This is a genomic window from Akkermansia sp. N21116, assembly GCF_029854705.2.
Lineage (GTDB): Bacteria > Verrucomicrobiota > Verrucomicrobiia > Verrucomicrobiales > Akkermansiaceae > Akkermansia.
Window position 1 is genome coordinate 2,503,662 of the sequence record NZ_CP139035.1, and the last position, 12,802, is coordinate 2,516,463.

The following is a 12,802-nucleotide window of genomic DNA, read 5'->3' on the forward strand; positions in this document are numbered from 1 at the left end:
CGGAGGTCAATTCCATGGAGCCTCACTTTATTCTTCACTCGCGGGAGGAGCATCGCATAATGGAGGCATGTTCAACCTACCCATCAGGCCGCGCCGGAACAGAAAAAGCGCCGCCATACGCGACCTCGTCGCGGAAACGCATCTTTCCCCTTCTCAATTCATTCTGCCCGTCTTCATTCATGAATCCGACGAAGACGTCCCGATTGAGTCCCTGCCCGGCTGCACCCGCTGGAGCATCCCAGGACTCGTCGAGGAAGCTAAACGGCTCATGGATCTCGGCATTACATCCGTAGATATTTTCCCGGCCGTGCCCGATTCCAAAAAGACGCCCGGAGCGGAGGAAGCCTACAACCCCGACGGTCTCGTCCCGCGGGCTATCGTCGCCCTCAAGGATGCCCTGCCCGATCTGGTCGTCAACACGGACGTCGCTCTTGATCCGTACAACACCGACGGTCACGACGGCATTGTCCAGTTCTACCCCGACGGCAGTTATGAAATCCTCAACGATCCCACCATCGAGGTCCTCTGCCGCCAGGCGCTCTGCTTCGCCGAAGCCGGGGCGGACGTCATCTCCCCAAGCGACATGATGGATGGACGCGTAGCCGCCATCCGCTCCGCACTCGATTACGAACACTTGGAAGACGTCTCCATCATGGCCTATACCGCCAAATATGCCAGCGCCATGTACGGTCCTTTCCGCGGGGCTCTTGAGAGCGCTCCCAAAAGCGGTGACAAAAAGACCTATCAAATGGATCCGCGCAACCTCCGGGAAGCACTGCGCGAAGCCGCACTCGACGAAGCGGAAGGAGCGGACATCCTCATGGTGAAACCCGCCACGATGTACCTCGACGTCCTCCATGCCATGCGCCAGACGACTACCCTCCCCCTGGCCGCCTATCATGTCAGTGGAGAATACCTCATGCTGAAAGCCGCCGCCGCCTCCGGCTGGATCGACGAACAGGCCGCCGTGCTGGAAACTCTCACGAGCATCCGCCGCGCCGGTGCCGACATGATCCTGACCTACTACGCCGCCCAGGCCGCCGCATGGCTCCAGGGACGCAGCCTGTAAAAAAATGAGGGTGTTTATTCGCAAGAAAAAGCTTGTATGGAGCTCTCATTGTGTGATGATGCCAGACACGAGACCATTCTATTGCTTATGAAATATAGCCGCATCAGTTTGCTTGCCGCCGCATTTTTTGCAACGGGCCTTCTGGCTTCCGGCGCACCGGAAGATACCTATGCCGAAGCGGATTCGCTCATTTGCCTTTCCAAGATGCTGGAGGGTAAAAAAGCCTACGCCGACGCCCATAAAAACATCACCCAGGCCATCCAGGCCCTCGGATCCCTCAAGTCCTCCAGCCCGAACTGGAAACCGGACTGGGTGGAACGCAAACTCGCCGCAGCCCGGGAAGCAGAGGAAAGGCTGGCTCCGCTGGCCAAGGAAAATCCGTCCTCCACAGCCGATCTCTGGAAAGGAGCCGATTATTCCGTCCCCCCCGCACCTCCCAGCAAACTCAGCAATGTGGAAGAATCCCTCAAGCCGACGATGAATGCCGCGCTGGGATACAGGGCTCCCGTAGAAGTCATGGAAGGCAGCCCTCACGCCGCCTATGTCGAGTCTGACCCGCATTATGCCCAGTACCAGAAGAACCTGCGCATCCAAAGCCGTAGCCGCCAGAAATCGTTGCGAGTGGCGGCACCGGCCGACAGTCAGTCCGCAGAGTTGGATCGCATCCGCCAACAACAGGAAGCCCTGGCCCGCCAAAGGCAGGCCATCTCACAGAAACAGGCCGCTTCCAACCCCGCCATTCGCAGCCGCTTCGCTCCAGCGCCCGTAGACAACGCCGCCAACCAGGCACGCCTTCAGGCCCTTGCCGCAGAACAGGCAAAACTCCAGGAGAAGGAACGCCAGTTGGAACAGGAACGCCGCCAGGCTGCCATTGACGCCGAACGCCGGCAGCGCGAGGCAAACCAGCGCCAGGAAGCTATTCGTCAGCAACAGGCTATCGATGCCCAGCGCAGGCAGCAGCAAATTCAGCAACAAATGCAACAGAAGGCCCGGCAGCAACAGGCTAGTCCGTCTCCCAAGCCCGCACCGGCACCCACGGAAGGAAGGCGTTCCCGGTTCCGTATCGGCTAATCCACCTCTTTCTGAAAATACCAGCATTTCCATTGCCCCGTCCAGCCACGGGGCAATTTGCTATCAAGCCCGGCATCCATCCAGCCTACAGCACATTCCATCGACCATGAATGCACACGCAGGACTTTTCCCGTCAATCTTTCTTGCCGCCCTGTCCATAACGATTTCCCTTCCTTCGGCAGCCATCGCCCAACAGGAACAAAAAATCGAAACGCAATCTCCGAAACAGGCCCGGAAAGCCATCGAACTTTTCCTGAAACGAACCGCTCTGAGGATCATCGAAATGGAGTGGACTTTCGGGTATGAAAACAGAACGCCCACGGAATCCGACCGCGCTCGCGTCATGCTCTCCGGAGGAATATCCGACTGCCCTCCCGACTTCCAGGAAGCCTGGATCAAGCAGACCCGCCACCCCGGCAGAAATTACGCCGCTCCTCTCCTGCGCCAGTACGGAATCTCCATGGCGGAACTCAGGAACGAACTGTCCCGGGAATTGCGAAGAATTGACTCGCGCGTCCGCCCTCCCATCCCCCTGTACGACGATGAGGAAGAACCGGAACGTTTCGATCCGATGACCTGCGGGCCTCGCGATGCCATCCTCGCCGCCGTCGCCAAGCTGGATGCCAAACTCTCCGGAATCGATCCCGCTCAAGCGGCCGTCTGGAAACAGGCAATCCACGACGTCATGATTGAGTTCATGCTTTCCTACATGGAAACCGCCGTCTGCATGAATGCGGCCGGCATTCCCCGGGACGACGTTTCCAGAATGTTCAACGCTATTAATGTACAAGCTTGTCCCGAAGACTTTCGGAAAGCCTGGGCGCACGACATCCCCTACTTCTGCAACGGACAATTCAATTCTCCGGAACTCCGTCTCTCCCCGGTATGCAAGAAATACGGTGTCGATGAAGCAGCCATCCTCACCTACATCCGGAAAAAAATGCAGGAATGGGATATCACGACACCGACCGCCGCCACACAACCACGCTTCCGCGATGACATGAAGGATCTCCGGAATAACATCCTCGCCGGACGTAAACCTGCCGGTGGAAAATGACAAAATTCCCACCTCTCTCCCTGCGGCAGCGCTCTATGCCACGGCAGATGCGACGCACTCCGTTCATCCCGCAAGAGGACGAAGTAAGGATATTCCGTTCATGACACCGCCGCCAACAGGAGACATTCCCGAATCCCTGATTGCACAAATCCGGGAGTTCCGCATGCGCCTGTTCCGTACGAGGGCTTGCGAAGCTCTAGTCGTCTGCCCGACTATTGCGGCGGCCTGTTATCTGGTTTTCTTCCTGTCCGACCGTCTCTGGGACACGCCGGGTATCCTGGCGTGGGCATGTATTCTGCCCGTTTTCCCAGGGATTCCCCTCTATCTCTTTGCCTGGTGGTTAAAATGGTTTCGCACGGAGAGGACGCCACGCCAGCTGGCATCTCTGCTAGCCCGCAGCAATCCCGCCCTGGGGGATCGTCTTCTGGGAGTCATCGACCTGGCATCGTCCGCGCCGGACGAGACGGTTTCCCCCCGTCTGAGACAGGCCGCCATCGTCCAGAACGCCCAAGAACTGGCTGGAAAGGATTTTTTCTCCGGTCGTCCGCGAAAACCCGTTATCACACGGGTATTCCTTCCTGTTTTTCTGATTGTAATTGCAGGTTCCGTATTTTTAGCCTTCCCGGATGCTGCCGGGAACGCGTGGCGCCGATGGGCAAACCCGTTTCATCCACCGGAACGTTTCACCTTTACCGTCCTGGAGCCACTCCGAACCCGCCTCATCGTCGCCCAGGGAGAATCCTGGCCCATGGAGTTCCTCCTCTCCTCGGCCTCATCTCACAGGCCGGAAACGGCTCACTTCCGATTGGACGGCGGAACATGGAATGAAATCGGCCTTTCTCCGGACAAAACGGGGTACCGCTTCACTCTTCCCCCCCTGTATCAGGCAACACGCATGGAATTCTCCGCCGGAGATACTCTTCACCGCCTGAAAATCATCCCGCAGCCAAGACCGGGCATGGAACGAGCCGAGGCAGAAATCACCCCACCCTCCTACACAGGCCGCCCGCCTTACCGGGAACCGATGAAAGCCGGGGCCATTCCTGTACCGGAAGGAAGTACAGCCGACATCCGTGCCACGGCCACACGCCCCCTGCTCCGGGCATCGTCCTCGCCGGACGACCGTCCCATCCGCATTGAAGGAAAAACGGTTACTATCTCCGGAATCTCCATGGAACGTGAGCCGCAGGAATGGGAATTGTCCTGGACGGATACGGACGGTCTGCAAACATCCTCTCCACGCCATCTGACGCTGACCCCGGTCGAAGACCGCCCTCCTCGTGTCCTCCTACACGAAGATCTTGACAATAAATATATTCTGGAAAATACATCCATCCAAATATCCATTGAAGCCACGGATGATTACGGCATCCGGGAAACAGGTATCTCATGGGTCGGAGAACAGTCCCTCGGCCAGTCGTCATCCCCCGGAACCTCGACGGAAAGAATCCTCAAACCGGGTTCCCCGACCACAACAAGCATCACGGAACACATGGTTTTCCGGGCTAAAGATTTAGGCATTTCACCCCAGCGCGTCGTCATCCGCGCCTTTGCCTCGGACTACTCCCCTCATGGGAAACGCGTCTATTCCGACCCGTTCATTCTGTACATCCTGACCCCGGAACGCCATGCGGAAATGATCCGGCATTCACTGGAACGCCTCATCGGCGCCCTGGAAGAATTGTCCCGTTCCATGGATTCCATCGGAGACGAGACCAAGAGCATCCTCCTAGCCGACCGGAAATCTGATAACAAGGCTCTCCGGGAGAAAATCCCCGAACTCGTCCAACAGGAACAGACGAACAGGCGCCAACTCTCCGACCTCCTCCGCCAGGGTGAAGCCATCTTCCGCGAAGCTACACTTAACACGCAAATCGATCCGGACGGTATGAAGCGCCTGATGGATTCCATCCGGCAAATGTCCCCGCTCCCTGCCGGTACCATGCGCAATGCCCAGAAATACTTCGAACAAGCCGCGGAAACCGTTTCTCCACAGGAAATGGAATCCACTCTAAAACAGGCAGATAGAGAACACGAACAGGCTGTCGAAGCCATCAAAACCGCTATTGCCTCAATGAACGCTGCCACCAAAAGCATGGAGGCCGGCACCTTCGTCGCACGCCTCCGACATTTATCGAAGCAAGAGGAATCCGTCAGCCGCTCACTCGCCTCCTACCTCCAGACTACCGTAGGACTTCTTCCCGACGAACTCCCGCCCGCAACCAAACGCAACATGGAAGCTATTGATGCCCTCCAGAAGGCCACGACACGCAACCTGGGCTGGATGCTGGAAGATCTGGCCTCCTACCGCCAGCGGGCCACCCACCCCATCTACGGAGACTTATACGAAATCATGCAGAATTCGGAAATCGTCCGTCGCATGGAAAACGTATCGGAATACATTGCATCCTCCCAGTCCGGCGTCGGGATCGAACATGCTCTCCTCCTTTCCCGGGCTCTGGAACACTGGGCCCGTCTTCTGGATGACAGTAAAAAAACCTCCCATGCAACAGGCGGAGGCAGCGGCATGGCCGGCTCCGGTGGGGGAGAAATCTCCCAATCGGCCTTTGAGCTCACACTCAAGCTCATGTTCATGATCCGCTCCCAGCAGGATATACGCCTGAGAACACGAGCCATGGAAGAAGAACGGAGGGAACATCCCGACCAGTCTCGGGATACCTCCGGCCTGGCCCGTGAACAGGATGAACTCCAGGCAGATACGATGGACATCATTTCCGAACAAACCGACCGCAACGTCATCGCCCTGCTGGAACAATGCCGCCATGCCATGAACGATGCCGTCGACGAACTCGAAGCCAACCGAACGGGAGGCCCCGCCATCGCTGCACAAACGGAGGTCATTGAGTTGATTTACCAAGCAGCCCTCCGCATGAACGGCGGAGACAACAGGCAGGAGGAAAATGCCGGAACTTCCACCCTCATGGATATGATACGCCAAATGCTTGGTCTTGAAACCGATTCCGTGCATAAAAAGACGTCCCCCTCATCATCTCCCGGTGCAGGAACGGGCAGTTCCGGTACATCGCCGGAAGGGAATACGCCGATGCCGGACGACGATCAGGCACCTGTTCACAAAACTAGAAGTGTTCCAAAGTCAACCGGCTCCGGAGCCGCCGACATGCCCGAAGAATTCCGGAAAGCCCTGGATGCTTATAACAAAACGCTGCAAGAATGAAGCCCTCCAACTTCCAACACGGTCACATTCGGAAAGCACGGTTCGTCCGGTGCTTCCTTCTGCTGATGTTGTCCGGGCTTGGCGCGCTTCCGTCCACAGGAAGCCCCCGGGAGCAAGACGGACAGGAAAGAACCTTCACTCGCCTGACTCGAACGGACGATACTATCCCCCCTCAAGTAGAGTATATGTACGTCAAGGCTCTCGACTTCCTCAAACGAGAACAAAAGGAAAACGGCACCTTCGACGGCACCTACGGAGACGACCCTGCCGCTGCAGCTTTTTGTCTCATGGCTGTTTTGGCACACGGGGAAGACCCAGTTTCCGGGCCATACTCCGAGCTGGTACAGCGATCCCTGGATTTCATTCTCTCCAGCCAATCGTCCGAAAACGGCATGATCGGATCCACCATGTATTCCCACGGTTTCGCCACTCTGGCTTTAGCGGAAGCCTACGGAGCCATTCCAGACGATCGTCTGGGACCTTCCCTGCAAAAAGCCGTCGCATTGTCTCTGAAAGCCCAGTCCGTCAACCCTCTTGGAGCCTGGCGCTACGATCCCACCAGTACGGACGCCGATACGAGCGTCACCGGGTGTATCCTCGTTTCTCTCCACGCCGCGGCCAATGCAGGTATTGAAGTCCCACACAAAGCCTTGGACAAAGGATTACAGTTCATGGCTTCCTGCCGGGATTCCAAGGGGATTTACGGCTATACCTCTCCCGGCAGCGGCAGTATCGCCGTCTCGGCGATCGGATTGCTGACTCAGGCTCTTGCCAAAAAACATGAAGAGCCTTCCTTCCAAGCCACCCTGGCCTTCCTGAAATCGAAACTCCAGACGAGGGAAGATACCTACCCCTACTACATGGAATACTACATGGCCCAAGCCCTCTTCCATGCCGACGAAGAAATATGGCGGGCCTGGAACCGCCGCAATTTCCGTCTCATGGCCGCTTCCCAGGCACCGGACGGATCCTGGTCCGGAATGCGTTCCCCGGGATATTCGACGGCATTCGCCCTGCTCTCTCTGGCAGTCAACTACCGCTTCCTGCCCATTTATGAAAAATAGGCTTTCATTCCCCATTCTGTTCACCTGTACAGCCTCCACCCTGGCATCCGCCGTTCAGGTGGATGTGATGATGGAAGACGGATTCAAGGCATCCGGAGAATTGATAGCCCTGGACGCCCCTCAAGATTCACTCACGATCCTCCCCACCGGCAACGGAAAAACGCCTTGGGACATCAAGTTGTCCCAGATTCATTCCATCCACATGGAACAACCTCGGAAGAACACGCAAGACAAATACCCGGATATTATCGTCCTGCGCGGAGGATGGAGGGAAATCCTCCCTGCTTCCTTGAAATCCATCGAGCACGGGAAAGCCGTCTTTACCAGTCCCTACCGCCATGGAACCTCCGTTATTCCCAAGAATCTCATTCGGGCTATCAAACTGAACGACCCTAAACTCTTTCCCATCCTGGCCGATCTTCCGTCTTTCGATATCTTCTGGATCCCATCCTATCAAAAAAGCCTTCAGGAACAACAGATGCAATGCCTCGAAAAGGCCAATCCCAATCATCAACCGGGTTCCAGCCTTGTCTTGCCTTCCGGCACGGAATGGGGCAAAAACATGGATCTCAACGCTGCTTCGTTCGATTTGCGGCTTGACGTTTCCATTCCTCTTGCCGGATCAGGCAGCGGCAGGAAAGACCGTCTGGTCCTCTTTTTCGGAGGGGACGGCACGCGTTCACCCATGAGCAATCCCTCCGGTCTTTACCTCCATACCGATGGAGTTGCCTGGAAGCTCTCTTACAGCGACTCTCCGCTAACTTCCCATACGATCAATTCCCTGCCCATCCCCAAACCAGGTTCCCGTCATCGTCTTTTCCTGAGCGTTACGGAAACGCCCCGGGGCACCTCGTTCAGTCTCTCGGCGGACGGTCATACCCCGCATCGCACTGTCGTGCCCTGGGTGGCTCCGTCCGGTACTTGGTTCACGTTCGCCATCCCTCAAGGTCAAGTGGAACTCTACGGACTAAGGTTGTTCAACAAGTGGGACATCGCCTCCAACATCCTGCCTTCAGACAACACCCCGGAAGACAAAATCAATACAACGGACGGCAAGACCATCGTCGGAGACATCACTTCCTACCAAGACAGAACCAACGTCGTCACCATCAAAACGCCTCAACGCCCGATGGAAATTCCGTCTGAATACACCTCACTGATGGTCTTTTCCAATGCCGATATATCCTCTCCTTCGGACAAAGACACTGAAGGACGCGACTCCGTCGTTCTCCAAAACGGAGGCCGTTTATACGGTTCCATCCGTTCTCTGAACAAGGGCATCCTGATCCTGGATCATCCCGTCCTGGGCACCCTCACGATACCCGGACAGGACATCAACCGCCTGGATTTCTTCAATCAGGAACCTCCTACCCGCTCCACGCCATGACCTCCGCCCTCCGATTGCTTGTTTCGGTTGCAGCCATGCTGGCGGCAGTCATCCTTCCCGCACATGCGGCGGCAGGTAAAGCCATCGTCTTCTTCCGAAACGGCTCCACAATCCCCGCCATACTCGACAGGACGGAAACTCCCCGCAGCGGCGGCTCACCGTCCATCATCCTCAACTCTCCGGTTCTCAATGCCCCCATTTCCACCCTTCCCTCGGAGCTCAAGGAAGTCATCCTGCCGGACAATGCAAAAAAAGGAGAGGGCCAGTGCATGATCAGGCTCTTCTCCAACGAACAGATCTCTGGAGAAATCAACACAGTTTCCTCCTCCGGTACAACTATCCGTCCCCTCTGGGGAGAGGATATCAGCCTCCCCTCCGAAGCCATAGCCTACATGAATATCAACAATCCCGGATCCCTGCTCTATTCGGGAACGGAGGATATCTCAGGTTGGAGCGGCTTCACACCTCCTTTCCCGACACCGCCGCGTTCGTGGTCATCCTACAGGGGCACCTTCCTTTCCATGCCTCCGGGAGGCATCATTGCACGTGATGTCAAGCTTCCCCCTGCCATCCATATTTCCATGGTCGTGCAAGGCAATCCGTTTGTCCGCTTCCTGATGCACATATGGAAGGATGTCAAAGCACCAACCGCCGATAAAAACGGTTCCTATGTGGACTTCTACCTGCTCAACGACGTTTTTCAAATTACTGAAATCGTCCGTTCCTCCATCAATACAGTTGCCAACGACCCCATCTCCCAGAACCGGGAGGAAGATGATCGGAAGGCGCAAACTCCCGTCGCCCTGGATCTCTTTGCCGACAGGAAAGCAGGTTATTACTGCTTCTACGTCAACAAAAAACTCGTTAAACAATGTACGACGGAAGAAATCTCCCCCGAAGACGAAAGCGCCCCATCGGGAGAAGCCCCTTCCGAGTACGGTACCGGATTGTCCCTGGAATCCTTCGATTCGGTCCTGCTCATCAGTTCCCTGCGTATCACGCAATGGAACGGCAAATACCCAGGAGACGAACTCCTGCCACCGGAAGAAAGACTGCCCATTCCACGCCCCGGAACTCAGGACAACGACATGGCTCTTCTCGTCAACGGCGATGTGCTGAGGGGCAACATCCGGCAACTCTCCGGCAAGGAACTCCTCATCCAATCCGACCTCTACAAAATTAAAGTGCCTCTGGATAAAATCATCCAACTGCGCATGCAGACCAAGCCGGACCGGACAGGAAACGCCTATACGATTGCAGGCAAACCTATTTTTTACTTAACGGACGGTTCGATCCTTCGTGGCGAACTAGAGAAAATAGAAAACGGTTCCTGGACAATTTCCAGTCTCTCTCTCGGTTCCGTCACCATTCCGGACACCATGTTTTCCCGGATCGTCTTTCCGGAAACACGCTCCTCTCCCTCACGATAATCTTCTCTTTCCCGGACAATATCCGGGAACTTCCGTTCATCTTCGAAAAAGATACTTCCCTTAGACTTCGCGCGGAGGAAGGACAAAGCCGAAACGATCAATTCCGTGCCGGGCGCACTCCTCCCACAGAGCCTTTTCATAGGGCTCGGACATGGCGCGTTTTTCCTCTTCGGTCATGGCTTCGAACTTTTGAGAGCCGAGGAAGTGAAGGAGGGACATGTCCGCCATGCGCGTCACCAGATCGTCCCAGAAAACGTTGTCACGGTATTCATTGACGCAATCCCCGAGAAACGAATGGTCGAGGTATTCTTTGGTCAGGTAGTAATTGCGCCCGTCGGGAGAAAACTGAACACGTGAAGAGAATTTCGGATTCTTTTCCAATTCCGCAAGGACTTTGTCACAGACAGCACCCCAGGCATTAAACTCGCGTTCGCGCCCCTCGTCGCGGATTGGCTCCGCCACCATCATAGCCAGGTAAGCCATGTCGGCCAGAATCATCAATTCTTCACCAGTCAATTTAATCTGTGTACTCATGTCTTGCTTGAAAAAAGAACCTCGCGGCAGCCAATTCGGGTTACATCAGCCCCAGTTTCATCCGGCCTTCTTCACTGACCATGTCCTGGTTCCACGGGGGATCCCAGATCATTTCGACATCCGCTTCTTCCACTCCGTCAAGGGCTTCCACTCGGGACTTGGCTTCGTCCATAAGATGGGGGCCCATGCCGCAACCGGGAGCCGTCAAAGTCATCTTGACGGCAACGTGATGCAAGCCATTTTCCAACCGGGTGACAATAACATCGTAGATCAGTCCCAGATTGACGATGTCGACCGGGATTTCAGGGTCATAAATACATGAGAGAGTTTCCCATATACGATCTTCCAGAGAGGAATTTTCCCCCAGACCACCGGAAGCAGGAGCATCTTCCTCCTCTTCCATGCCCAAGGCATCGCTATCCTCCTTGGATAGGCGCATCAACCCGGCATCGGTCGCCACGGTATAGGAGTTGCCGAGAGTCTGGGTAATGTACACGCGGGAACCGGCAGGAAGCGAGATGGAGCTTCCACTCGGAATTTGAATTCCGGATACTTCTCTTTTCAGTTCGACCACTTGGTTTAACATAATTTTCTCGCCGTTGAGAGTGCCGGAAGCAGGTCTTTTTGACAATCTCCTTTTCTGTTCTCCAACCGGATTATTTCTTTTTGAACAATTTGCTGGCCCGCCCTCTCAATTTCTAGTAGGAGCCAACGGATTACTTCCCTGCACACCATCCACAAAATATGAAATACTCCATCTTCATCCTTTCCCTGCTGGGGATGTTTTCCGCTACTGCCGCAACAACAACGACAGTCGTCCCCATGACGCCTTCCCTGCATCTTCCCTTTTGCCGGGACTGTCTGTTCATCAACCGTCCATTCCCCCCGGAGGATATTTCCATGGATTTCCGTGCCGGCTGGGGCAGCAAATATGAATGCGAAGGCATCAATGCCTGGGAAACCTCCTACTCGTTCTACATGGCTCAGGCCCACTTCGATCAATTATCTTTCACAACCTGGTATGGAGTCGCGGACAATGCCAACCATGCCGAATTCAAACTCCGGCTCGACTACAAGCAGGACATCGGCCACCTGACGGTCAATCCCTGGTATGAACACAGTTTCGTCGCTCCCGGCGAATACGGAGTACCCCGCCCCGGGTTGGAACTTACATGGCACTTCAACGACATTCTGTTCGCCGGTACCAACTTCTACTGGCAGTACAACCGGGATAACACCACGTTCCGCGGATTTTACGCCGCCTTTGCCGGAGGACATTACGAACTAACCCACAGGCTCTTCCTCGATACAACCGTCCGCTATGGCTACAATGGAGGGTATGTCTCCTCCGTCGACCACCACGGCTCTAACAACATGGACTTCAACTCAACGTTGACCTGGACGTTTTCCGACAGAGTCTCCCTGGATGTCTTTGCGAACTATTCCCTGGCTCTAACGACGGTCAAACAAAAAAACCTCGGTAACGACTTCTATTACGGAGCCTCCCTGAGATTCAATTTTTAGGCAAAAGATCAAGAAAGCATAATATCCCATTTCATTTTCTTCTCTTCTTGCATCAATACTAATTCCGATTTAGGATAAAAGAGTCTAGGAAATGACATTCATCGCATGAATCTGGAAATAACACATACGCCTCTGGCTGAAATCGTTCACCTGGCCGGAAGTCTCGACTCCCAAACGACCAATGTGCTCATGAATAGTCTTGTTCCATTCTGGGAGACTCTGGACAGAGGACTCATCTACAACATGAGTAACTTGCAGTACATGAACAGCGACGGATTGCGCCTGCTCGTCATCACTGCCAAAACGCTGAATAACAAAAAATTGCCATTCGCCATCTGCAACCTCTCCGAATTTGTCACAAAAATAATCAATGTATCGATGTTTTCCGATTTTATCTCCGTATATACTACCGAAGAGGAGGCCTTGGCGGCCATGACCTCCGGAGTACCACCCCGCACCCTGCCCTGACG

The 12,802-nt window shown here is 55.2% G+C and carries 11 protein-coding genes; 9 read left to right on the plus strand and 2 right to left on the minus strand.

Annotation, left to right across the window (positions count from 1 at the left end):
- Nucleotides 1-67: 67 nt before the first annotated feature.
- The 7 genes from hemB (at nt 68) to QET93_RS09550 (ending at nt 10,274) form a co-directional block, all read left to right on the plus strand.
- Nucleotides 68-1,069: a porphobilinogen synthase gene (gene hemB, locus QET93_RS09520; protein WP_280126053.1), complete on the plus strand. Its 1,002-nt coding sequence runs from the start codon at nt 68-70 to the stop codon at nt 1,067-1,069.
- 87 nt (nt 1,070-1,156) lie between these two features.
- On the plus strand, nt 1,157-2,140 hold the full coding sequence (locus QET93_RS09525) for a hypothetical protein (RefSeq protein ID WP_280132231.1): 984 nt from the start codon (nt 1,157-1,159) through the stop codon (nt 2,138-2,140).
- Between the two features lie 106 nt (nt 2,141-2,246).
- Entirely contained in the window at nt 2,247-3,197 is a 951-nt protein-coding gene (locus QET93_RS09530) for a hypothetical protein (protein WP_280132232.1), read from the plus strand.
- 100 nt (nt 3,198-3,297) lie between these two features.
- The gene (locus QET93_RS09535; protein ID WP_280132233.1) at nt 3,298-6,393 is read left to right on the plus strand and encodes a hypothetical protein; all 3,096 of its coding nucleotides are present in this window, start codon (nt 3,298-3,300) and stop codon (nt 6,391-6,393) included.
- The gene (locus QET93_RS09540) at nt 6,390-7,457 is read left to right on the plus strand and encodes a terpene cyclase/mutase family protein (protein WP_280132234.1); all 1,068 of its coding nucleotides are present in this window, start codon (nt 6,390-6,392) and stop codon (nt 7,455-7,457) included. Before QET93_RS09535 ends, QET93_RS09540 begins: the two co-directional genes overlap by 4 nt.
- Nucleotides 7,447-8,844 (plus strand): hypothetical protein, encoded by a 1,398-nt coding sequence (locus QET93_RS09545; protein ID WP_280132235.1) that lies wholly within the window; start codon nt 7,447-7,449, stop codon nt 8,842-8,844. The genes QET93_RS09540 and QET93_RS09545 overlap by 11 nt, the downstream gene beginning before the upstream one ends.
- Complete coding sequence (locus QET93_RS09550; RefSeq protein ID WP_280132236.1) at nt 8,841-10,274, plus strand: hypothetical protein; 1,434 nt, start codon at nt 8,841-8,843, stop codon at nt 10,272-10,274. The genes QET93_RS09545 and QET93_RS09550 overlap by 4 nt, the downstream gene beginning before the upstream one ends.
- Before the next feature lie 60 nt (nt 10,275-10,334).
- Here the strand turns inward: QET93_RS09550 and QET93_RS09555 are convergent, their stop codons facing one another.
- Both QET93_RS09555 and sufT read right to left on the minus strand, forming a co-directional pair.
- Nucleotides 10,335-10,808 carry a hypothetical protein gene (locus QET93_RS09555; RefSeq protein ID WP_280126046.1) on the minus strand — a complete coding sequence of 158 codons (474 nt, stop codon included), beginning with the start codon at nt 10,806-10,808 and terminating at the stop codon, nt 10,335-10,337.
- Nucleotides 10,809-10,848: 40 nt separating this feature from the next.
- The gene (gene sufT / locus QET93_RS09560; RefSeq protein WP_280126045.1) at nt 10,849-11,394 is read right to left on the minus strand and encodes a putative Fe-S cluster assembly protein SufT; all 546 of its coding nucleotides are present in this window, start codon (nt 11,392-11,394) and stop codon (nt 10,849-10,851) included.
- A gap of 158 nt (nt 11,395-11,552) precedes the next feature.
- Here sufT and QET93_RS09565 point away from each other — a divergent pair, with 158 nt between their 5' ends.
- Together QET93_RS09565 and QET93_RS09570 are read left to right on the plus strand one after the other, a co-directional pair.
- Complete coding sequence (locus QET93_RS09565; protein WP_280126044.1) at nt 11,553-12,332, plus strand: hypothetical protein; 780 nt, start codon at nt 11,553-11,555, stop codon at nt 12,330-12,332.
- 105 nt (nt 12,333-12,437) lie between these two features.
- A complete protein-coding gene (locus QET93_RS09570) occupies nt 12,438-12,800 on the plus strand; it encodes an anti-sigma factor antagonist (RefSeq protein ID WP_280126043.1) in 363 nt (120 codons plus the stop codon).
- Nucleotides 12,801-12,802 lie beyond the last annotated feature (2 nt).

Bases quoted from the DNA above. Each gene is read 5' to 3' on its own strand.
- QET93_RS09540 (WP_280132234.1), top strand. From the start codon at position 6,390: ATGAAGCCCTCCAACTTCCAACACGGTCACATTCGGAAAGCACGGTTC.
- QET93_RS09530 (WP_280132232.1), top strand. From the start codon at position 2,247: ATGAATGCACACGCAGGACTTTTCCCGTCAATCTTTCTTGCCGCCCTG.
- QET93_RS09570 (WP_280126043.1), top strand. From the start codon at position 12,438: ATGAATCTGGAAATAACACATACGCCTCTGGCTGAAATCGTTCACCTG.
- QET93_RS09565 (WP_280126044.1), top strand. From the start codon at position 11,553: ATGAAATACTCCATCTTCATCCTTTCCCTGCTGGGGATGTTTTCCGCT.
- sufT (WP_280126045.1), bottom strand. From the start codon at position 11,394: ATGTTAAACCAAGTGGTCGAACTGAAAAGAGAAGTATCCGGAATTCAA.
- QET93_RS09535 (WP_280132233.1), top strand. From the start codon at position 3,298: ATGACACCGCCGCCAACAGGAGACATTCCCGAATCCCTGATTGCACAA.
- QET93_RS09555 (WP_280126046.1), bottom strand. From the start codon at position 10,808: ATGAGTACACAGATTAAATTGACTGGTGAAGAATTGATGATTCTGGCC.
- hemB (WP_280126053.1), top strand. From the start codon at position 68: ATGTTCAACCTACCCATCAGGCCGCGCCGGAACAGAAAAAGCGCCGCC.
- QET93_RS09550 (WP_280132236.1), top strand. From the start codon at position 8,841: ATGACCTCCGCCCTCCGATTGCTTGTTTCGGTTGCAGCCATGCTGGCG.
- QET93_RS09545 (WP_280132235.1), top strand. From the start codon at position 7,447: ATGAAAAATAGGCTTTCATTCCCCATTCTGTTCACCTGTACAGCCTCC.
- QET93_RS09525 (WP_280132231.1), top strand. From the start codon at position 1,157: ATGAAATATAGCCGCATCAGTTTGCTTGCCGCCGCATTTTTTGCAACG.